This is a genomic window from Sphingomonas sp., from assembly GCF_035910975.1.
Taxonomy (GTDB): Bacteria; Pseudomonadota; Alphaproteobacteria; order Sphingomonadales; family Sphingomonadaceae; genus Sphingomonas.
In genome coordinates, this window is record NZ_JAMHWM010000029.1 from 313696 (window position 1) to 334466 (window position 20771).

Consider the following 20771-nt stretch of genomic DNA (forward strand, 5'->3'; position numbering starts at 1 on the left):
CGGAGGAGCGGATGGACACGATCGCACGCTGGCACCTGGCCGCGCAGGCGCGCGACCCCGCGCTGCTCGACGACCTGATCGCGGAGGAGTGCGTGATGCTGTCGCCGGCTGTGCACACGCCGCAGACTGGCAAGGCGATCACGATCAAATATCTGTCCGCCGCGATGGCGGTGCTGGCGGGACCGGATTTCCGCTACACCGGCGAATGGCGCGGCGAGCGATCGGCGATCCTCGAGTTTGAGACGATGGTCGACGGAATGGCGGTGAACGGCGTCGATATCATCCGCTGGGGCGAGGACGGGCGGATCGTCGAGTTCAAGGTGATGGCGCGCCCGCTGAAAGGGCTGACCGCGCTGATCCCGGCGATGGCGGCGCAGCTTCAGGGTTGAACGGGAGAGGGCGAGATGACGATCACGGGTGGATGCCATTGCGGCGCGGTACGATACGAGGCCGAAGGGCAGCCGCAGCACAATGCGCTGTGCCACTGCACCGACTGCCGCCGTTCGGCCGGTGCGCCGGCGGTCGGCTGGGCGCTGTTCCCGCAGGCCAAGGTAACGATCAAGGGATCGCCGACCCGTTACAACTCGTCCGGCGACGTCGACCGGCAGTTCTGCGGGACGTGCGGGACGGGTCTGTTCTTCTATTCGGAGAGCCTGTTCCCCGGCATGGTCGATATTCAGGCGGCGACCTTCGACGATCCCGACGCGCTGGCGCCATCGGCGTGCATCCAGATGGCCGACGCGCCCAAGTGGCTGGCGACGGTCGCGGACCTGCCGAAGTTCGACCGTTATCCGGGGATGTGAAGATGATCGACCGACGCGCGCTGATTGGGGCCGCTGGCGCGGTCGCGCTTTTGCCGAGGGACGCGGGCGCGCAGGGCAGGGTGCTCGTCAATTCGATCACGCTCGACGGCGACCGGGCCTGGATCGCAGCGCGGATCGGCAAGGGGGAACCCCGTCTTTTCGTGATCGATACCGGCGCCAACGTCAGCCTCATCAACAACGATCTGGCGCGGCAGCTGCAATTGAAGGAGATCGCGAGATCCAACCTGCGCGGCGTCGGCGGAGTCAGCGAGTTCCCCTATTATGATGGCGGAGAATTGACCTTCGCCAGCGGGCTGCGCATCCCGGCGATGCTGTTCGCCGGCACGCAGGCGCGGCTGGGCACCGATGCGGTAGGCGCGCTTTCTGCGGGGCTGTTCACCACCTATGACAGCGACCTCGATTTCGCGAAGGGCGAATGGCGCGCCTATCCGGACGGGCGACCCGATTTCGCCGGGCTGAGGCAGCTCAAGTCGCGCTTCTCGGGCGATCCCGTGCGCGGCGACCGCATTCTGGCGGACGCGACGATCGGCGGTTTCAGCGGCGAGTTCCTGGTCGATACCGGGGCGCCCGGCCACATCATGCTGGAGGGGCGGGCCTCGGCCCGAAGCGGGCTGTGGAGCGCCGACCGTCCCTATGTGCCCAGCGAGGCACGCGGGATCGGGCGGGGCGCCGTGCCGCGCCGGATCGTGCGGGTGGATACGCTGAAACTCGGCCCGATGACGCTACACCGCCCGCTGGTCGGCCTGTCCGCGCCCGGCACGCCCAGCCATGACGGCGATGGTTTCCTGGGATTGCGCGTGCTCGAACGCCTGCACCTGACGACGCAGGTCAAGTCGCGGACATTGTGGATCGCGCCGAACGGACGCGCCGCGCGGCCCGATCGCTATCCGATGTCGGGCCTATGGCTCGATCGCAAGGGCGATGCGATCACCATCGCCGACGTCGGCACCGGCAGCCCGGCCGCTGCGGCGGGCCTCAAGATCGGTGATCGGGTGACCGGGGCGGGGTGGGACGACCTCACCAGGAAGCTCGGCGGCCCGGCCGGCAGCGAGGTGGCGTTCGACGTCGGCACCCGCCGCGTCGTGCTGAAGCTGGCCGACTATCTGTAGGACGCTCCGGGAGAGCGCTTGAGCGCGGGCACGCCCTCGCCTAAGTCGCGGCGCATGACCTCGACCAACGACATCCGCCGCTCGTTCCTCGACTATTTCGGCAAGGCCGGGCACCAGATCGTGCCGTCGGCCCCGCTCGTTCCCCAGAACGACCCGACGCTGATGTTCGTCAACGCGGGGATGGTGCCGTTCAAGAACGTGTTCACCGGGCTGGAGACGCGGGGTTACTCGACCGCGACCTCGTCGCAGAAGTGCGTCCGTGCGGGCGGCAAGCACAACGACCTGGACAATGTCGGCTATACGGCGCGGCACCACACCTTCTTCGAAATGCTGGGGAATTTCAGCTTCGGCGACTATTTCAAGGAACAGGCGATCCTCCACGCCTGGACGCTGCTGACGAAGGAATGGGGCCTGCCGGCGGACAGGCTGACGGCGACGGTCTATCACACCGACGACCAAGCGTTCGACCTGTGGAGGAAGATCGCCGGCCTGCCCGAGGAACGGATCATCCGCATCCCGACCAAGGACAATTTCTGGGCGATGGGCAGCGACGGGCCGTGCGGGCCGTGCAGCGAGATCTTCTACGATCACGGCGATCACATCCGGGGCGGTCCTCCGGGATCACCGGAAGAGGACGGCGATCGCTTCGTCGAAATCTGGAACCTGGTGTTCATGCAGTACATGCAGGAGGCCGACCAGATCATCGGTGACCTGCCCAAACAGTCGATCGACACCGGCATGGGGCTGGAGCGGGTCGCGGCGGTGCTGCAGGGTGTCCACGACAATTACGACATCGACCTGTTCAAGGCGCTGATCGCGGAGAGCGGGGCGCTGACCCACACCGCGACGACCGGCGCCAACCAGGCGAGCCACCGCGTGATCGCCGATCACCTGCGCTCGGCGGGCTTCCTGGTCGCGGACGGCGTGCTGCCCGCGAATGAAGGGCGCGGTTATGTGCTGCGCCGGATCATGCGCCGCGCGATGCGCCATGCGCACCTGCTGGGCGCGAAGGAGCCGTTGATGCACCGGCTGGTGCCGGCGCTGGTGGCGGAGATGGGGGGCGCCTTCCCCGAGCTGGTCCGCGCGCAGCCGCTGATCGAGGCGACGCTGTTGCAGGAGGAGACGCGGTTCCGCCGCACGCTGGCGAACGGCCTGCGCCTGCTCGACGAGGCGACCGGCGAAATGGGGGAGGGGAGCACCCTGCCCGGCGCGACTGCGTTCAAGCTCTACGACACCTTCGGCTTCCCCTACGACCTGACCGAGGACGCGTTGCGGCCGCAGGGGATCGCGGTCGACCGCGCCGGCTTCGATGCGGCGATGGCGGAGCAGAAGGCGGCCGCGCGCGCGGCGTGGAAGGGATCGGGGGCAAAGGCGTCGGACGATGTGTGGTTCGACATCGCCGAGGACGGCGCGACCGAGTTCACCGGCTATGCCGGCGATACCGGCGAGGGCCAGGTGCTGGCGATCGTCCGCGACGGCGCGCGAGTGGATGCGGCCAATGCCGGCGACACGGTGGAGATCATCGTCAACCAGACGCCCTTCTATGCCGAAAGCGGTGGGCAGGTCGGCGATGCAGGTTCGATCGCGGGCGACACGGTGGTAGCGACCGTTACCGACACGCATAAGCATCTGGGCAAGCTGCACGGCCATGTCGCGACGATCGACAGCGGGACGCTGAACGTCGGCGACACGATCCGCCTCGCGATCGACCGCGAGCGCCGCGCGCAGATTCGCGCCAACCATTCGGCGACGCACTTGCTGCACGAGGCTTTGCGCCAGCGGCTGGGCACGCACGTGGCGCAGAAGGGCTCGCTGGTCGCGCCCGAGCGGTTGCGTTTCGACGTGTCGCACAACAGCGCGATGTCGTCGGCCGAACTCGCCGATGTCGAGGCGGTGGTGAACGCGCAGGTGCGCGCCAACACCAGTGTCGTAACCCGTTTGATGACCCCCGACGACGCGATCGCGATGGGCGCGATGGCGTTGTTCGGCGAGAAGTACGGCGACGAGGTGCGTGTCGTGTCGATGGGCACCGAGGACGACGGCAAGAGTTGGTCGGTCGAACTGTGCGGTGGCACCCATGTGAACGCGCTGGGCGAGATCGGGCTGCTCAAGATCGTCGGCGAGGGCGCGGTGAGCTCCGGCGTGCGGCGTATCGAGGCGCTGACCGGCGAGGCCGCACGCCGATACATGGCCGCGCGCGACGAGAAATTGCGCGATGCCGCCGCCGCGCTCAAGACCACACCCGACGAGGTGCCGGGGCGCGTCGTCTCGCTGCTGGAGGAGAAGCGCCGACTTGAGCGCGAGCTCGCCGAGGCGAAGAAGGCGCTGGCCCTTGGAAATATGACAGGTGTCGGTGGCACTCAGGGCGAGGCGGCGGGACCGGAGACGATCGGCGGCGTCGCTTTCGTCGGCCAGTTGCTCGACGGGTTCGAGGCCAAGGGACTGCGCGGCGCGGTGGACGAGGCGAAGGCGCGGATCGGCTCCGGCGTCGCCGCGCTGGTGGCGATCAACGACGGCCGCGCGACGGTGGCGATCGGCGTGACCGACGACCTGAAGGACCGAGTGAGCGCGGTCGATCTGGTCAAGCTCGCGGTCGCCGCGGTCGGCGGGCAGGGCGGCGGCGGACGGCCCGACATGGCGCAGGGCGGCGGCCCCGATGGCGCGAAGGCCGCCGACGCGCTGACGGCGGTGCGTGCGGCGCTGGCAGCCGCGGCCTGAAGAACGGGCGTCCTGGGGAAGGGCAGGCCGATCAGCCTCTGGACCAGCCGGGGCGGGAACCCTAGATTGGCTGGCGCGTACCCGACGGGGTGCGTTCCGATGCCGGGAAACGGCGCCCCGCGGGTAAACCCCGCCAAGACCAAGGAAGACCGATGGCCGACAAGCAGACCTCGCTTCAGGACCTGTTCCTCAACGCGCTGCGCAAATCCAAGACCCCCGTCACGATGTTTCTCGTCAAGGGCGTGAAGCTGCAGGGCATCGTCACCTGGTTCGATAATTTCTCCGTCCTGCTGCGTCGCGACGGCCAGTCTCAGCTGATCTACAAGCACGCGATCTCCACGATCATGCCGTCGGGGCCGCTCGACGTCGCGGGAATCGTCGATGCGATCGGCGATTCGTCGCACAAGAACGCGGGATTGCAGGAAATTTTCCTGAGCGCGGTACGCCGGCAGGAAGAAAGCGTGACGATGTTCCTGGTCAACGGCGTGATGCTGCAGGGCGGGATCGTCGCGTTCGATCTGTTCAGCATGCTGCTCCAGCGTGAAGGCATGTCCCAGCTGGTCTACAAGCATGCCGTGTCGACGGTCCAGCCGGCCAACCCGCTCAACCTGGCCGAAGAGCAGGCCGCCGAGGATTGATGACATCAAAGACTTCCGGCGGGTTCGAACGCGACGTCGAGGATTTCACGCGCGGCACGCGCGCCGTCGTGGTGCTGCCCGATCAGGGCGGCTCACCCCGCGATGCCGATGCGCGGCTGGAGGAAACGGCGGGGCTGGCGCTGGCGATCGGTGTGGAGGTGGTGCGGCGCATCGCCTTCCGCGTCCGTGCGCCGAAGCCCGCGACGCTGATCGGCAGCGGACAGGTCGAGCAGCTCGCGGAGATGGTGCGCGACGAAGGGTTGGGCCTTGCGGTGTTCGACGCCAGTCTGACGCCGATCCAGCAGCGCAACCTGGAAACCGCGATGGGCTGCAAGGTGATCGACCGCACCGGGCTGATCCTTGAGATATTCGGTGAGCGCGCCCGGACGGCGGAGGGGCGTTTGCAGGTCGAGCTTGCCCACCTCGACTATCAGGCGGGGCGGCTGGTGCGCAGCTGGACCCACCTTGAGCGGCAGCGCGGCGGCTTCGGCTTTCTCGGCGGCCCCGGCGAAACCCAGATCGAGGCCGACCGCCGGCTGATCCGCGACCGCATGGCGAGGTTGCGCCGCGAACTGGAGCAGGTCAGCCGCACGCGCGGGCTGCACCGCGAACGCCGCCAGCGCGCGCCGTGGCCGGTGATCGCTCTGGTCGGCTATACCAACGCCGGAAAATCCACGCTGTTCAACCGCTTGAGCGGCGCGCACGTCATGGCGGAGAACCTGTTGTTCGCCACGCTCGATCCGACGCTGCGCCAGATCGGCCTGCCGGGAATCGACAAGGCGATCCTGTCCGACACGGTGGGCTTCGTCTCCGAATTGCCGACACAACTGGTCGCGGCGTTCAAGGCGACGCTGGAGGAAGTGGTGTCGGCCGACCTGCTGGTCCACGTCCGCGACGTGGCGCACCCCGACAGCGCCGCGCAAAAGGCCGACGTCGAAGGCGTGCTGGCCGACATCGGCGTCGAGGAAGCGACCCCGCGGATCGAGGCCTGGAACAAGCTCGACCTGCTGGGCGACGACGCGCGCGCCGAATTGCTGGGCGAAGCCGCGCGGCGCGACGATGTGGTGGCGATCTCGGCGCTGACCGGGGAAGGGGTAGGCGACCTGCTGGGCGCGATCTCCGCCCGCCTGACCGCCGGGCACCAGCGCTACACGATCACCCTCGATGCCGGCGACGGAGCGGGGGCGGCATGGCTACACCAGCATGGCGAGGTGCTCGACCGGACGGTGGAGGGCGAAAGCGCGGTGTATGAAGTACGGCTGGCGCCGGCGGATTATGAGCGGTTTGTGGTGCGGACAGTATAGATGCTCGACGAAATAAAGCTTTCTGATATCGTTTCTTTGTTAAGCTTTATTGCGACACTTATAGTTTCGATCGTTGTCCTGTTGCAAACGAGAGCGCAAAATCGTCGGTCCAATACGATTTCAGCCGCGAATTTCGATCAGCAAGCTCAAATTTTACGCATCAATCTTTTAGAACGGCGCTTGACGCTATATCAGCAATTTCGGTCACTTTACGGGAAAATTACCACTCATTCCAATGTCTCAACGGAAGATATTTTCGAAGCAGCGCGTATAGCTCAATCTTCAAAATTTATTTTTGATAAAACAGTTACAGAATTTCTAAAAAACTTCAAAAATAATCTTAATAATTTCAATTTCTACAATGAGAAATTCAATTCTGCAACAAATCACAGAGATAGGATAAAATTTGCAAATTCTAGCAGTGATTTTCTCAAAAGAATTTTAGACGCCCATGGCGAGAGTGATAGGGTCTTTCAGGATGCGATGGCGATTAGAGAATCCTGAGGATATTTGAATCTTTCGCTGACTGCCACAATGCTTCCTTCTCATCCAGCGCCAGTCCGGCAAAGCTATCGCCCGCCACATCCTCCATCGCCCTAAACCGCCGCTCGAACTTCGCGTTCGCGCCCCGCAGCGCCGCCTCAGGGTCGATCCCCAGTTTTCGCGACCAATTGACCACCGCGAACAGCAGGTCGCCGATTTCCTCCTCACGCGCCGCATCGTCGGCAGCCGTCTCGACCTCGACGAGTTCTTCGTCGATCTTGGCGCGGGCGCCGCTCGGATCAGGCCAGTCGAAGCCGGTGCGGGCGGCGCGTTTCTGAAGCTTTTCCGCACGCAACAGTGCCGGCAGGCCCAGCGCCACGCCGGCGAGCGCGCCGCGATCGGCCTTGGCCGCGCGTTCCTCCGCCTTGATCGTTTCCCACAGATGATGCCCACCGCCGGCCGCGTCTCCGAAGATGTGCGGGTGGCGGCGTTCCATCTTGTCACTGATCGCGGCGATCACGTCCGGCAGGGCGAAGTCACCGGCTTCCTCGGCCATGCGGGCGTGGAACACGACCTGGAGCAGCAGATCGCCGAGTTCGTCCTTGAGTTCGCCCATATCACCGCGCGCGATGGCGTCGGCGACCTCATAGGCTTCCTCGATCGTGTACGGCGCGATCGTATCGAATGTCTGGACGGTGTCCCATTCGCATCCATGTTCGGGATCGCGCAGGCGGGCCATGATCGCGACGAGGCGCTCGATCACGAGAGGGCCCTTCGAAACCACGAACCCGCTAGTTCGATAATATGTATTATGTAAATCACGCTCCAGTGCCCGCGCGTTTGGGCTCGAGGATGAGCGTCCGCCCTTCCACGCGCCATGAGCCGAGCCGGGACAGGAAATTCATGCCCAGCACGTCCGTCTCGCCGAAGGCCGGCGAAACCACGACACCCAGATCGCGGGTGTCGAGGCTGCCCAGCGTCACGCGCTCGATGTTCGCCCGACGCGCCTGGACCGATCCGTTGGCGGTATTGATGACCACCGGAAACCCTGACGCGCTCACGTCGATGCCGGCGCGCCGCGCGGTCTCCTCCGACAGCGCGGTGATCGTCGCGCCGCTGTCGACGAGCATCCGCCGTTCGAAGCCGTCGAGCGACACCCGTGCCCAGAAATGGCCGTCCTGGCTCATCTGGATGCGGACGGTGTCGCCCTCTACGCTCTGCGCGCCGATACCGAGCCGCTCGCCGACTGCGGCAATAACGGGCTCTATGCGATCGCGATTGGCGAACACCGCCCAGGCGGCGCCGAAGATGACGAGCCAGGCCAGCACCGACCGCGCGATCGCGCCGAACGAAAGCCGCCGCGCTGTGATCGCGCTGACCACCAGCACAAGCGCGCCGAGCCCCCAGAGCAGCGAGACGCTGTCGTCGCTGTTCACAGCGTCACCTCCAGCCCGTCATAGCCGGGCTCGATACCCCGCGGCAGTTCGGCGCACAGCCCGCGATAATCCATCGACTGGTCCATATGCGTCAGGATAGCGCGTTTCGGGCACAACGCCGCAATCCATTCGATCGCCTGATCGAGCGTCGGATGGGTCGGATGCGGAGCGCGGCGCAGCGCGTCGATCACCAGCACGTCGACATCCTTGTACAGACTTGCCATATCATTAGTTAAAATATTGAAATCAGTAGAATAGACGAGTGACCGGTCATCGACGTCGAACCGCAGGCCGGCGGAATGGATCGATCCGTGCGGCTGGTCGACAGCGCGGATGCGGACGCCGCCGATCGTGAAGTCATCTGGCAGCACGCGGCTGTCGATCGTCGCGGAATAGCCCCCCGCCCCGTCGAACGCATAAGCGAAGCGCGCGCGCAGGCTGTCGAGCGTGCCTGGCCGCGCATAGGCGAGCACCGGGACGTGACCGCGCAAGTGATAGACCTGCCGCAGGTCGTCGATGCCGTGGCAGTGATCGGCGTGGTCGTGGGTCCAGATCACCGCATCGACATCGCCGACATTGGCTGTCAGCAACTGTTCGCGCAGATCCGGGCCGGTATCGACCAGGATCCGCGTCGGGCCATGCTCCACCAGGATCGATACCCTCAGCCGGCGATTGCGCGGCTCCGCGGGGTCGCAGGCACCCCAATCGCCCCCGATCCGCGGCACGCCCGACGATGTGCCGCACCCGAGGATGCGCAGCTTCATCGACAGGTTTTCGCGAACAATGTGTGGAAGTTCCGCCGTGTCGTTTCCGCCAGATCTTCGGGATCGTCACCGCGCAAGGCCGCGAGGAACCGGCAGGTGTCCGCGACATGCGCCGGCTCCGCCGTCTTGCCGCGATGCGGGACGGGCGCGAGGAACGGCGCATCCGTCTCGATCAGCAGGCGCTCGATCGGCAGGCGGGCGGCGGTCTCCTGCAGGTCGCGGGCGTTCTTGAACGTCACGATGCCCGAGATCGAGATGTATAAGCCCATGGCGAGCGCGGCATCGGCGAACGCCCCGCTGGCGGTGAAACAATGGATGACGCCGGGATAGCCCCCCTTCCCCAGTTCTTCGCCAAGGATCGACAGCGTGTCGTCCTCGGCATCGCGGGTATGGACGATGAGGGGAAGTTGCGTTTCACGGGCAGCGGCGATGTGCGCGCGAAAACTGGCCTGCTGGCGGGCACGGTCGCTGTGATCGTAATAATAGTCGAGGCCGCTTTCCCCGATGCCGACGATGCGCGGGTGCCGTGCGCGCGCGACCAGCTTGGCGGTATCGACATGGGGATGCTGGTCCGCCTCATGCGGGTGGATGCCGACCGTCGCCCAGACGTCGGGCTGCGCTTCGGCCGTGGCGAGCACGGCGTCCCACTCGCTTTCGCGCGTCGCAATGTTGAGCATCGCCGTCACCCCGACAGCCCGCGCATGCTCCAGCACGGTCTGCTGATCCTCTATCAACCCCTTGTAATTCAGGTGACAATGGCTGTCGGCGAGCCTCATGCCGCGGCGAGCTCCAGGCGTGGAAACACCGGTGAGGGCGGAGCGATAGTGATTGCAGTCGCATCCCACTCCGCCGCCAGCGCCGCGTGATCGCGTACACCTGCCCCAAGGAGGTCGAGGATCTTCTCGGCCGAGGCCGGCACGACCGGCAGGATCGCGATGGCAAGGCGGCGGATCGCGCCGACCAGCGTCGCCAGCACCGCGTGCATCCGCTCGGGATCGGTCTTGCGCAGCGCCCAGGGCGCCTGGGTATCGATATAGGCGTTGCACGCGAATACGCCGCGCATCCACGCCTCGATCCCCTGCCCCAGCGCGAGATCGCCGAACTGCGCGACGAAATCGGCGGTGGCTGCGCGCACCTCTGCATCCAGCGCATCGTCGGCCGGATCATGCCGGCCGGGCTGAAGCTTTCCGTCCAAATTCTTGGCGATGAACGCCAAGGTCCGCTGTGCGAGATTGCCGAAGCTGTTCGACAGGTCGGCATTGGCGCGGGTCACGATTGCGTCGTCGCTGAACGTCCCGTCCTGGCCGAAGCTGACATCGCGTAGCAGGAAATAGCGCAGCGCATCGACGCCATAGAGTTCGGCGAGCGCCATCGGATCGACGACGTTGCCGACCGACTTCGACATCTTCTCCCCGCGGTTGAGCAGGAAGCCGTGGCCGAACACCTGTTTTGGCAACGGCAGCTTCGCCGACATCAGGAAGGCGGGCCAATAGACGGTGTGAAAGCGGACGATATCCTTGCCGATCAGATGCAGGTCGGCCGGCCACCACTTTGAAAAAGCGTCTTTATCATCCGGATATCCCGCGCCGGTGATATAGTTGGTCAGGGCATCGACCCAAACGTACATGACATGGCCGGGACTGCCCGGCACCGGCACGCCCCAGTCGAAGCTGGTGCGCGACACGCTGAGATCGGCGAGCCCGCCTTCGACGAAGCGCAATATCTCGTTGCGACGGCTGTCCGGGCGGATGAAATCGGGCTGCGCGGTGTAGAGGTCGAGCAACGGCTGCTGATATTTCGACAGGCGGAAGAACCACGTTTCCTCGGCGGTCCATTCGACCGGCGTTCCCTGCGGCGACAGCTTGCTGCCATCCTCCGCCAGGGTCAGTTCCTTTTCCTCGTAAAAGGCCTCGTCGCGGACCGAGTACCAGCCTTCGTACCGGTCAAGATAGAGGTCGCCGGCGTCGGCCATCGCCTGCCAGATCGCCTGACTGGCGCGGTAATGCTCCGGCTCAACGGTGCGTATGAAACGATCGCAAGAGATGTTCAGTTTGTCCGCCATCTCCACGAAATAGCCTGACATTTCGTCGGCCAGCGCACGCACCTCGACACCCCGGTCGCGGGCCGTCTTGACCATCTTCAGGCCGTGTTCGTCGGTGCCGGTCTGGAACCGCACGTCACGCCCGGCCTGGCGCTGGAAGCGCGCGATCGCATCGGCGGCGATCATCTCATAGGCGTGGCCGATGTGCGGGCGACCGTTCGGATAGTGGATCGCGGTGGTGATGTAATAGGGCTGGGCCATCGCCCGCCCCTAGCCAAGTCAGCGACGGGGCGCCAGTCGCGACACCAGCGTTCCCATCTCGAACGCGGTCGTCGCCGCGTCGAGCGACTGCGCGATCGAGGCGCGGGCAAGGTCGGCCGCGGCGGCATAGGCGTCCAGCGCGTCGCGCAGCCGGTCGCCGCCCAGCATCCGCGCCTGTTCTGCGATGAAGGCCGGCACCCGCTCCAGGAACGCCTCGTAGCGTTGCTGCGCTGCCTTGACGCCGAGCGCCTTGGACAGGCGCACGCGCTGTTGGTTGGTGGGATCGCCGTCGCGGGCGATCGCGACCAGTGCGCTTTCGATCGCCGCGAGATCGAGACCGGCGAAGCGCAGCGCGCGACCCGGCGATCCGGCCCCCGCGCGGACGAGGGTGGCGATCTCGGCGGCACTCGCCTCCGGCAAGGCGGCGCGGAGGACGCCTGCGACCTCGCCGTCGCCCAGCGGATCGAAACGCAGCACCCTACAACGCGAGCGGATCGTCGGCAGCAACCGGCCCGGCGCGTGGCTGACCAGCAGAAAGATCGTGCCGGTGGGCGGCTCCTCCAGATTCTTCAGCAGCGCGTTCGACGCGCCCGGCCGCTCCACGTCATCGATCGGATCGATGATGACGACGCGGCGGCTCGACATCGAAGGCTTGGTCGCGAACATGGCGCCCAGCCCCCGGACCTGCTCGATCTTGATTGAGCGCTGGAGGCCCTTGTCGGTCTTGTCATCGACTGGCAGGCGTTGGAGCACGCGATAGTCGGGATGCGCGCCCGCCTCGATCATCGCGACGGTGCGGCCGGCGCTGTCGCCCGCCGCGCGCGCCAGCAGCAGCGCGGCGACCTCGCGCGCATGGCTTGCCTTGCCCACGCCTTCCGGTCCGGCGATCAGCCAGGCGTGGTGCAGGTTTCCGGCAAGGTCGGCGTTCGAAATCGCCGCGCGCGCATCGGCATTGCCGACCAGTGACGTCATGGCAGCAGGTCGGCGATCGCCTCCAGCAACCGGTCGGTCACCGTGGCGGGATCGGCATCGGCATCGATCAGGCGCACCCGTTCCGGCTCCCGCTCGGCGATGCGGCGAAAGCCTGCAGCGACGGCGGCGTGGAAGTCCGGGCCACGCTGGCCGAACCGGTCGAGCGCCCCGGCATCGCGCGTCGCCGCCCGGGCGCCGCCGGCCTCATGATCGATCTCCAGAACCAGGGTACGATCGGGGAGCAACCCTTTTGAGCCGAAGGCGTGGAGCGCGAGGATGGCGGCGTCGTCGATGTCTTGCGCACCCTGATAGGCCCGCGTCGAATCGACGAACCGGTCGCAGATCACCCACATCCCGGATTCGAGCGCGGGGCGGATGCGTTTTTCGACATGATCGGCGCGCGCGGCGGCGAACAGCAAGGTCTCGCTGTGCGCGCTCCATCGGGCGACGTCCCCGCCGAGCAGCAGGCCGCGCACGCCCTCCGCACCCTCGCTGCCGCCGGGCTCGCGGGTGACGATCGCCTCGATCCCGCGTGCGGCGAGCACTTCGGCCAGGCGGGCGGCCTGGGTCGACTTGCCCGCGCCCTCTCCGCCCTCGAGCGACAGGAACCTGCCCGCGGTCACGCCCCGAACAGCGACATCAGCCCCGCCCAGGCACGGCCGAAGAAGCCCGCCTCGTCGACATCGGCCTCGGCGACCAGCGGCATGGTGGAGGTCGGGCCACCCTCGGTGGCGACGACCAGGTCGGCGACATGCTGGCCGGCCTTGATCGGCGCCTTGAGCGGACCGGCGTAGACGACCCTGGCCGTCATCTTAGGATCGCTGCCGGCGGGAATCGTGATCGCCAGATTGTCCGGCGCGACCAGCCCGACCTCACGCTCGCTGCCGAGCTGGACTTCGGCGGTCGAGACGCGCTTGCCCTTGGCGACCACGGGCTTGGCCTTCCACGAGCGGAAGCCCCAGTTCATGAACTTGACCGATTCGTCGATCCGCTGATTGAAACTCGTCAACCCGGCGACGACCATGATGAGGCGGCGGCCGCCCTGCTCGGCCGATCCGGTGAAGCCGTAGCCGGCCTCCTGCGTGTGCCCGGTCTTCAGGCCGTCGGCACCGGCGACACGGCCCAGCAGCGGATCGCGGTTCGCCTGGGTGATCGCACTGCCCGAGCCCATCGTCTGGCCCCAGGTGAATTCGTGCCGCGAATAGAACTTCTTGTAGAGTTGCGGATGGTTGATGATCGTCGCCTCGGCCAGCCTGGCGAGATCGCGCGCGGTGACATAGGTGACGCCGCCGTCGGGCCAGCCGTTCGACGTGCCGAAATTGCTGTTCTTCAGGCCCAGTTCGGCGGCCTTCTTGTTCATCAGGCCGACGAACGCCTCCTCGCTGCCGGCGATCCTCTCGGCCAGCACGACGCAGGCGTCGTTGCCGGAGAGCACGACGACGCCGTTCAGCAGGTTCTCGACGCTGACCTGTTCGTTCGGCGACAGGAACATCGTCGATCCCGCCGACGGTCCATGCCACTTGCGCCACGTCTCTGGATTGACCGTCACCAACTCGTCGAGCTTCAGATCGCCCTTCTTGATGAGGTCGAACGCGACATAGGCGGTCATCATCTTCGCCATCGACGCGGGCGGCATCCGCCGGTCGGCGTCCTTCGAATAGAGGACGGCGCGGGTCGACAGGTCTTCCATATAGGCGACCGGAGCGGCGCTCTCGAACGACGGCGCCTGGGCGATGCCGGGCGCGGCGACCGCGAGCATGAGGACGGCGGCGAGGATAGGCTTTGTCATGATTGCAATCGGTCCGGCGTTGATCGTTTCAGGGAAGGCGGAGGATCTGGCCGCCGGCATAGCCCTTGCGCGCAGCATCGTCACGCGCGCGGGCCGCGGCGGCATTGTCGGCGAAGGGGCCAAGGCGGACGCGCCACACCGGCGGACCATCGAGGACCGTACCGCCCACCGCCTTTGCGACGGCGGCGGCACGCTGCGCATTCGAGAGCGCGGCGACCTGAACGACGTAGCGGCCGGTTACGACCGGCGTGGGCACAGGCTTCGGCTTGATCGCGACGGGTGTCGGCGCGGGCGTCGGTCGCGGCTTCGGCGCGACGGGAGGCGGCACGGGCTTCGGTCTGGTTACGACCGGTGTCGGCGTCGAACTCGGTTGCTGAGCGACGGGTAGAGGCTTGGGCTTTGGCGTGACCGCGGTGGGCGACGGCTTCGCCGGCTGGGCCACGGGCTTGGCGGGCAGCTTGCGGCGCAGCGCGACCAACAGCCCCTCCGGCGCATCGGCGCGGCTTTCCGCGCCCTGCCCGCTGCGCAGCCCGGCGATGTCCTGCGGCGACGGCGTCAGGCGCCGGACCCGCACCGGCGCGCGCGCGTCAACCAGGCCCAAGCCCAGAGCGGCCACGGCGGCCGCCGACAGATCGAGTACGCGGTCGCGCGCCTCCGATCGTGCGGCAACCTCGACCGCGATCGTCCGGCCAGTGTCGAGCGCGGTCACCTCGGCGAAGCTGCCGATCGGCAAGTCCGGGCTGGCGACGCGGATGCCGGGCAACTCGGCTTGCCCCGCATAACCGACACGATCGTAACGGACTTCGCCCGCGTTCAGCTGCGACGACCCGCGCGGCCCCGCCCCCGCCGGCTCCTGCGCCGGGGCGACGGTGGCGAACAGAAGCAGCGGCAGGCTAGCGAGCGACTTCATCGGCGAGCAGCCCCACGGAGAGCGCATAAAAGTTCGAGCAGTTGTAATCGAGGATCACGCGGTAGTTGCCGGTCAACAGATAGGCGGTGCGCCCCGGCCCGTCGGGCTCGATCAGCGAGGCGAGGACGGAGTCCGCCGGCCACCCCCTGCCCTGCGGCACAATGCCCAGTGCGCGCCATTCGGCCATCGTCCGCCAGCGACTGTGGCGTTCATGGACGCGCGGGCAGCGCGGGCTGAGCGTGCGCGAGCGCATGTCGGCGCGGCTGAAGCCCCCCGGCACCGTCACCGCAAAGCCCCAGGGCTGGCCCGCCCGCCAGCCGGCGTTGACGAAATAATTGGCGATCGACGCCAGCGTATCCGCCTCGTTCGACCAGATATCCGCCCGTCCGTCGCCGTCCCCGTCCCGCGCCAGGCGCAGATAGACGGACGGCAGGAACTGCGGATAGCCGAACGCCCCCGCCCAGCTGCCCTTCAACCGATCGCGCGGCACCCCGCGATCGATCATCTTCAGCGTCGCGATGAATTCGCCGGTGAACAGCTCGCGGCGGCGCCCTTCATAGGCCAGGCTGGCTAGGCTACGCGGCAGGTCGAAATCGCCGGTATAGCTGCCGTAATTGGTCTCATGGCCCCAAATCGCGACCATGATTTCCTCGGGCACGCCCGTCTCGCGCTCGATCCGCTCCAGCTTGGGGCGGGCGCGGGCATAGGCGGCGCGGCCGCGGTTGATCCGCGCCGCATCGACATGGCGTGCCTTGTACGGAGCGAAGGCGGGGATGGTCGCGTTGGGCGACGCTTCCGGCTGCTGCCGGTCGAGCTCCACCACGCGCGGGTTGAAAGTCAGCGTCGGCGCGACCGCGTCGAACGTCTGCGGCCGGACCCCTTCCGAAATCGCGCGGGCGCGGATCGATTGGAGGAACTGCTGGAAGCCGACATTGTCCTGCGCCGCCGCCGAAGGACCGATGGCGAGCAGCGCGGCCATCGCCCCCCACCCCATGATACGCCGACGCATACGCAAACCCTGTTCCATGCCGCGGATGATGCCACAGCGGCATGTGCGGGGGGAACCCCAAACGTCCCGCCGCTTGCACAAATGGTCGCGTCCGCTAAGCCCGGCGCCTTCGCGGAAGAGTGGCCGAGTGGTTTAAGGCAACGGTCTTGAAAACCGTCGTGGGTTCACGCCCACCGTGGGTTCGAATCCCACCTCTTCCGCCAGCCGAGCATGCTGAGCGAGATGGCTAGGTGAACGAGCAATCGTAATAGTCACCCCACAGCCATCGGCAGCTTACCAAATCGCCGTGGAACAGCTTTGTGACCTTATCCGGTGCAACGAACTTCCCGGTCTTGGGATCGAATCCGTCGGCAAGCATAACATCGCCGGTCGGATCGTATATTATACCCGACCAGTTATCGAGCATGCCTGCTGGGTTGAAAGCCACTCGGATAGGCGGCCCCAAATCGACTGAATATGTCACGCCGTCATCGTCGTGGAACCAAGCCGGTTTCGGGTTGGATCGCACTTTCGCAATGATCGCCTCGTAATTTCCCCGGTTTAGCATCAGCCGGGACATAGTGCCGGTGTAGCTCCCAAGCGCCAGTGAGGGCCAACTGAGGCAGATTGTTATGACCAGCAACGTCGGCGCGGCAGCGTAAACGACGATTCGATCGCGCGTCACGTTGAACTCTTTTCCGTGCTGATAGCTTCGGACAATCCAAGTCGCAGAGCCGACAACGAGCACAAGGAAGGCGGCGGGTATGCCAATTATGAATAGGAAGAACCCTAGCCCCGCAGACCATGCGCCAATGAAGGCAATCAGGAACGGGACAGCCGCGATTAGTCCAAAGAACCGTGCGACTCGCCTCAGGTAATCTCTCATTGCAGCACTCAACACGACCAGCGAAATCGGCAAAGACCCGTCTTAGCTACAGCACCCCACGCCCAAAGGCGCGGCCTGCTGCCAGCGTCAGGACAGAAGGAGTTGTCTCCTACGCCCGCTGCTGCGGATGTTCGATTGACGAGGGACCGTCCGCTGGCACTTGGCACCACCATAGCCACCTCCCCTTCTCGCGCCGCCGCCGCGTGGATATAGCGGGTCGCTCCACCCCCATCCGCCCTAGGCGCCGGAGATTGCAGCGTGAGCGACTACACCCACAACCGCAACATCGCCCTGTTGATCGATGCCGACAATGCGTCGTCGGCGACGCTCGATCCGGTGCTGACTGTGCTGGCCGAGCTGGGCACGGTCAGTGTGCGGCGGGTGTACGGCAACTGGTCGAAGCCGGCGCTGAAGGGCTGGCGCGACATGTCGCTGAGGCACGGGATCGAACCGCAGCAGCAGTTCGACCTGACCAAGGGCAAGAACGCCACCGACATGAAGATGACGATCGACGCGATGGACCTGCTCTATCGCGGCAAGGTGCAGGGGTTCGGCATCATGTCGTCGGACAGCGATTTCATGCCGCTGGCGACTCGGATCAAACAGGAAGGCATGCCGGTCTACGGCTTCGGCACCTCGAAGACGCCCGAACCGTTCAAGCAGGCGTGCACCCGCTTCATCGATACCGGCGCGCTGAAGAGCGAGGCGGCGCCGGCGCCGGTCGAGGTGCCGCTGGCCGAATCGCTGCCGTCGGCATCGGGGCGCGCGAATGCGAAGCCGGCGCCGGGCGGGTCGGCGGTCGATCCCGATCTGCTCAAGCTGCTGATCGACAGCTACGACAATGTGAAGCGCGACGAGCGCGGTTTCGTCAGCCTGTCGGCGATGGGGCAGCTCGCCGCGAACCGATCGAGCTTCGACGCGCGCAACTATGGCTTCAAGCGCCTGTCCGACCTGATCGAGGCGGTGCCCAATTTCGCGACGGAGCGGCGAGAGGGCGGCCGGCTGTGGGTGAAGCGGGTGCGATAAACCGCAGGATCGAAAGCGGTTCGCGGACGTTCTTCAGCTACGGGGCAGGTTGTGGGGGATATCATTCCCGCGAACGGCCGGAACAAGCACGGTGACCGCCGGTCACGCGCCCCGCGCGCGGTCGCCCGTCAAGTGGTGAAGAAACGTGTTGCCTGAAGACCTGGACTATTTTCACCGTCGCGCCGAGGCACAACTGGACCTGGCGCAGAAATCGGGATCAGCGATGGTGATCGCCGCGCATGTCGCGATCGCCGAGCGCTATCTGGAATATTGCGAGCCTGCGCGCCGACAGGAGGCTGCGCGGCGCGGAAAGGACGCCCGGCTCCGGCCTCTTGCGCCGGATACTGACGGCTAAGCCTTTAGATTCCCGGCGGATCGTCGCGCCTGCGCAACGGTTCACGGCCAATGCTGCCCTCCGCGCGGCGAGCCGCGCCGTGCGCCCCTCGCCTCGCTCCTGTCTTTGCGTGCATGCCTGTCCCGGCGGGCGGCGTCGTGCCGTCGCCAAGGGGTGTGGAGTTTGCGTATATGGGAGCCATGCAGCGCGTGCTGGTCAGCGGCCGCGTTCAACAGGTGGGTTACCGGGATTTCGTGGTCCGCCGCGCGAAGGCACTGGGCGTGACCGGCTGGGTCCGCAACCTGTCCGACGGGCGGGTAGAGATGCTGGCCGACGGCGATCAGGAAGCGATCGAAGCTTTCCTCGCCGCCTGCCACCAGGGCCCGCAACTTGCGCGGGTGGAGGACGTCAGCGTCTTCCCCGTCGACGATCGGTCGGTGAAAGGGTTTACGAAACGCTTCACCGTCTGAGGGGGCGCCGGACCGGGCTAGCGCCATTGTCCGGTCCGGCAACCCTTCGAAACTTTGGCCAGGGGTAGCGACCGCCGCTCGTCAGGACCGACGGGGCCGTGCACGCGCCCCGCCAGCCGCCCGTTCAGCGCGTCAGCTTCTTGTAGGCCAGCGCGGTCGGGCGATCCGCCGCGTCGCCCAGGCGGCGGCGCTTGTCTTCCTCATAGGCGTCGAAATTGCCTTCGAACCATTCGACATGGCTGTTGCCCTCGAACGCCAGGATGTGCGTGGCCAGCCGATCGAGGAAGAAGCGGTCGTGGCTGATGACCACCGCGCAACCGGCGAAATTCTCGATCGCTTCCTCCAGCGCGCCCAGCGTCTCGACGTCGAGATCGTTGGTAGGTTCGTCGAGCAGCAGGACGTTGCCACCGCGCTTCAGCATCTTGGCGATGTTGACGCGGTTGCGCTCGCCGCCGGAAAGCTTGCCGACGTTCTTCTGCTGGTCCTGCCCCTTGAAGTTGAACGCGCCGACATAGGCACGGGTCGACTGGTCGTGGCCGTTGACCTTCATGTAATCGAGCCCGTCGGAGATTTCCTGCCACACGTTGTTCGCCGGGTTCAGATGGTCGCGGCTCTGGTCGACATAGCCCAGCCGCACGGTCGATCCCTGATCGATCGTGCCGGTATCCGGCGTCTCCTGCCCGGTGATGAGCTTGAACAGCGTCGACTTGCCCGCGCCGTTCGGCCCGATCACGCCGACGATGCCGCCGGCGGGAAGGGTGAAGCTGAGGTTCTCGAACAACAGCTTGTCGCCGTACGCCTTGGAGACGTTGTCCACCTCGATCACCTTGCCGCCCAGACGCTCGGGCACCTGGATGACGATCTGCGCCTTGCCGGGCGTGCGGTTTTCCTGCGCGGCGACCAAGCGGTCGAAATTGGCGATGCGCGCCTTCGACTTGGTCTGGCGGCCCTTCGATCCCTGACGAATCCATTCCAGTTCGTTGCGGATCGCCGTCTGTCGACCGGATTCCTCGCGATCCTCCTGCTCCAGCCGCTTGGCCTTCTTTTCCAGGTAGGTGGAGTAATTGCCCTCATAGGGGAAGTACTTGCCGCGATCGATCTCCAGGATCCAGCCGACGACATTATCCAGGAAATAGCGGTCGTGGGTGATCATCAACACCGCGCCGGCATATTCCTTGAGGTGATTTTCCAGCCACTTCACGCTTTCGGCGTCGAGGTGGTTGGTCGGTTCGTCGAGCAGCAGGATCGACGGCTTCTGGATCAGCAGGCGGGTGAGCGCGATGCGGCGCTTCTCACCGCCCGACAGATTGTCGACCGCCCAGTCGCCGGGCGGACAGCGCAGCGCCTCCATCGCGACCTCGAGCTGGTTGTCCAGAGTCCAGCCGTCGACCGCGTCGATCTTTTCCTGGAGCGTCCCCATCTCCTCCATCAGCGCGTCGAAATCGGTATCGTCCTGCGGATCGCCCATCTCGGCCGAGATCGCGTTGAAGCGATCGACCATGTCGGCCACTTCGCGCGCGCCGTCCTTGACGTTTTCCAGCACCGATTTCGCTGGGTCGAGCTCCGGCTCCTGCGGCAGATAGCCGACGGTGATGTTCTCGCCCGGCCATGCCTCGCCCGTGAAATCCTTGTCGATGCCGGCCATGATCTTCATCAGCGTCGACTTGCCGGCGCCGTTGGGGCCGACGATGCCGATCTTGGCGCCCTGATAGAATTGCAGGTTGATGGTGTTGAGCACCGGCTTGGGCGCGCCGGGGAAGGTCTTCGTCATGTCCTTCATGACAAATGCATATTGGGCGGCCAACTGGGGTCTCCGTT

Annotated in this window: 22 protein-coding genes and 1 tRNA gene; 11 read left to right on the top strand and 12 right to left on the bottom strand. The window is 66.0% G+C overall.

Annotated features, from left to right (window positions below; all coding sequences use genetic code 11):
* The first annotated feature begins 11 nt into the window (after positions 1 to 11).
* The 7 genes from VYI76_RS07920 to VYI76_RS07950 all read left to right on the top strand — a co-directional run bounded on the left by VYI76_RS07920 (position 12) and on the right by VYI76_RS07950 (position 7097).
* Positions 12 to 389 carry a nuclear transport factor 2 family protein gene (locus VYI76_RS07920; protein WP_326524222.1) on the top strand — a complete coding sequence of 126 codons (378 nt, stop codon included), beginning with the start codon at positions 12 to 14 and terminating at the stop codon, positions 387 to 389.
* Between the two features lie 15 nt (positions 390 to 404).
* Positions 405 to 803, top strand: coding sequence for a GFA family protein (locus tag VYI76_RS07925; protein WP_326524223.1), 399 nt, complete (start codon positions 405 to 407; stop codon positions 801 to 803).
* A gap of 2 nt (positions 804 to 805) precedes the next feature.
* Complete coding sequence (locus VYI76_RS07930) at positions 806 to 1933, top strand: aspartyl protease family protein (protein ID WP_326524224.1); 1128 nt, start codon at positions 806 to 808, stop codon at positions 1931 to 1933.
* Between the two features lie 54 nt (positions 1934 to 1987).
* Positions 1988 to 4651 carry an alanine--tRNA ligase gene (gene alaS / locus VYI76_RS07935; RefSeq protein ID WP_326524225.1) on the top strand — a complete coding sequence of 888 codons (2664 nt, stop codon included), beginning with the start codon at positions 1988 to 1990 and terminating at the stop codon, positions 4649 to 4651.
* 89 nt (positions 4652 to 4740) lie between these two features.
* On the top strand, positions 4741 to 5289 hold the full coding sequence (gene hfq, locus VYI76_RS07940) for an RNA chaperone Hfq (protein ID WP_326524226.1): 549 nt from the start codon (positions 4741 to 4743) through the stop codon (positions 5287 to 5289).
* Positions 5289 to 6593: a GTPase HflX gene (gene hflX, locus VYI76_RS07945; protein WP_326524227.1), complete on the top strand. Its 1305-nt coding sequence runs from the start codon at positions 5289 to 5291 to the stop codon at positions 6591 to 6593. The genes hfq and hflX overlap by 1 nt, the downstream gene beginning before the upstream one ends.
* Complete coding sequence (locus VYI76_RS07950) at positions 6594 to 7097, top strand: hypothetical protein (RefSeq protein ID WP_326524228.1); 504 nt, start codon at positions 6594 to 6596, stop codon at positions 7095 to 7097.
* Here VYI76_RS07950 and mazG read toward each other — a convergent pair.
* The 10 genes from mazG to VYI76_RS08000 are packed head-to-tail and all read right to left on the bottom strand — an operon-like array spanning position 7084 to position 16258.
* On the bottom strand, positions 7084 to 7839 hold the full coding sequence (gene mazG / locus VYI76_RS07955) for a nucleoside triphosphate pyrophosphohydrolase (RefSeq protein WP_326524229.1): 756 nt from the start codon (positions 7837 to 7839) through the stop codon (positions 7084 to 7086). The genes VYI76_RS07950 and mazG overlap by 14 nt on opposite strands.
* Before the next feature lie 55 nt (positions 7840 to 7894).
* A complete protein-coding gene (locus VYI76_RS07960; protein WP_326524230.1) occupies positions 7895 to 8512 on the bottom strand; it encodes a retropepsin-like aspartic protease family protein in 618 nt (205 codons plus the stop codon).
* Positions 8509 to 9276: an MBL fold metallo-hydrolase gene (locus VYI76_RS07965; RefSeq protein ID WP_326524231.1), complete on the bottom strand. Its 768-nt coding sequence runs from the start codon at positions 9274 to 9276 to the stop codon at positions 8509 to 8511. The genes VYI76_RS07960 and VYI76_RS07965 overlap by 4 nt, the downstream gene beginning before the upstream one ends.
* Positions 9273 to 10052 (bottom strand): TatD family hydrolase, encoded by a 780-nt coding sequence (locus tag VYI76_RS07970; RefSeq protein ID WP_326524232.1) that lies wholly within the window; start codon positions 10050 to 10052, stop codon positions 9273 to 9275. Before VYI76_RS07970 ends, VYI76_RS07965 begins: the two co-directional genes overlap by 4 nt.
* Entirely contained in the window at positions 10049 to 11578 is a 1530-nt protein-coding gene (gene metG, locus VYI76_RS07975; protein ID WP_326524233.1) for a methionine--tRNA ligase, read from the bottom strand. The genes VYI76_RS07970 and metG overlap by 4 nt, the downstream gene beginning before the upstream one ends.
* Before the next feature lie 18 nt (positions 11579 to 11596).
* Positions 11597 to 12550 (bottom strand): AAA family ATPase, encoded by a 954-nt coding sequence (locus VYI76_RS07980; protein WP_326524234.1) that lies wholly within the window; start codon positions 12548 to 12550, stop codon positions 11597 to 11599.
* The gene (tmk, locus tag VYI76_RS07985) at positions 12547 to 13173 is read right to left on the bottom strand and encodes a dTMP kinase (protein WP_326524235.1); all 627 of its coding nucleotides are present in this window, start codon (positions 13171 to 13173) and stop codon (positions 12547 to 12549) included. Before tmk ends, VYI76_RS07980 begins: the two co-directional genes overlap by 4 nt.
* Positions 13170 to 14339, bottom strand: coding sequence for a D-alanyl-D-alanine carboxypeptidase family protein (locus tag VYI76_RS07990; RefSeq protein ID WP_326524236.1), 1170 nt, complete (start codon positions 14337 to 14339; stop codon positions 13170 to 13172). The genes tmk and VYI76_RS07990 overlap by 4 nt, the downstream gene beginning before the upstream one ends.
* A 28-nt stretch (positions 14340 to 14367) precedes the next feature.
* Positions 14368 to 15249 carry an SPOR domain-containing protein gene (locus tag VYI76_RS07995; RefSeq protein WP_326524237.1) on the bottom strand — a complete coding sequence of 294 codons (882 nt, stop codon included), beginning with the start codon at positions 15247 to 15249 and terminating at the stop codon, positions 14368 to 14370.
* On the bottom strand, positions 15233 to 16258 hold the full coding sequence (locus VYI76_RS08000) for a lytic murein transglycosylase (RefSeq protein WP_326524238.1): 1026 nt from the start codon (positions 16256 to 16258) through the stop codon (positions 15233 to 15235). The genes VYI76_RS07995 and VYI76_RS08000 overlap by 17 nt, the downstream gene beginning before the upstream one ends.
* Before the next feature lie 113 nt (positions 16259 to 16371).
* On the opposite strand from VYI76_RS08000, the gene VYI76_RS08005 reads away from it, so the two are divergent.
* A tRNA-Ser gene (locus VYI76_RS08005) sits at positions 16372 to 16461 on the top strand.
* Between the two features lie 23 nt (positions 16462 to 16484).
* Here VYI76_RS08005 and VYI76_RS08010 read toward each other — a convergent pair.
* On the bottom strand, positions 16485 to 17156 hold the full coding sequence (locus VYI76_RS08010; RefSeq protein WP_326524239.1) for a hypothetical protein: 672 nt from the start codon (positions 17154 to 17156) through the stop codon (positions 16485 to 16487).
* Between the two features lie 225 nt (positions 17157 to 17381).
* Between VYI76_RS08010 and VYI76_RS08015 the strand changes: the two genes are divergently transcribed.
* The 3 genes from VYI76_RS08015 to VYI76_RS08025 all read left to right on the top strand — a co-directional run bounded on the left by VYI76_RS08015 (position 17382) and on the right by VYI76_RS08025 (position 18953).
* A complete protein-coding gene (locus tag VYI76_RS08015; RefSeq protein WP_326524240.1) occupies positions 17382 to 18149 on the top strand; it encodes an NYN domain-containing protein in 768 nt (255 codons plus the stop codon).
* 148 nt (positions 18150 to 18297) lie between these two features.
* Positions 18298 to 18504 (top strand): hypothetical protein, encoded by a 207-nt coding sequence (locus VYI76_RS08020; RefSeq protein WP_326524241.1) that lies wholly within the window; start codon positions 18298 to 18300, stop codon positions 18502 to 18504.
* A gap of 179 nt (positions 18505 to 18683) precedes the next feature.
* Positions 18684 to 18953: an acylphosphatase gene (locus VYI76_RS08025; protein WP_326524242.1), complete on the top strand. Its 270-nt coding sequence runs from the start codon at positions 18684 to 18686 to the stop codon at positions 18951 to 18953.
* A gap of 124 nt (positions 18954 to 19077) precedes the next feature.
* Here VYI76_RS08025 and ettA read toward each other — a convergent pair whose 3' ends face one another.
* Positions 19078 to 20757, bottom strand: a complete 1680-nt coding sequence (ettA, locus tag VYI76_RS08030; RefSeq protein ID WP_326524243.1) for an energy-dependent translational throttle protein EttA — start codon at positions 20755 to 20757, stop codon at positions 19078 to 19080.
* Positions 20758 to 20771 lie beyond the last annotated feature (14 nt).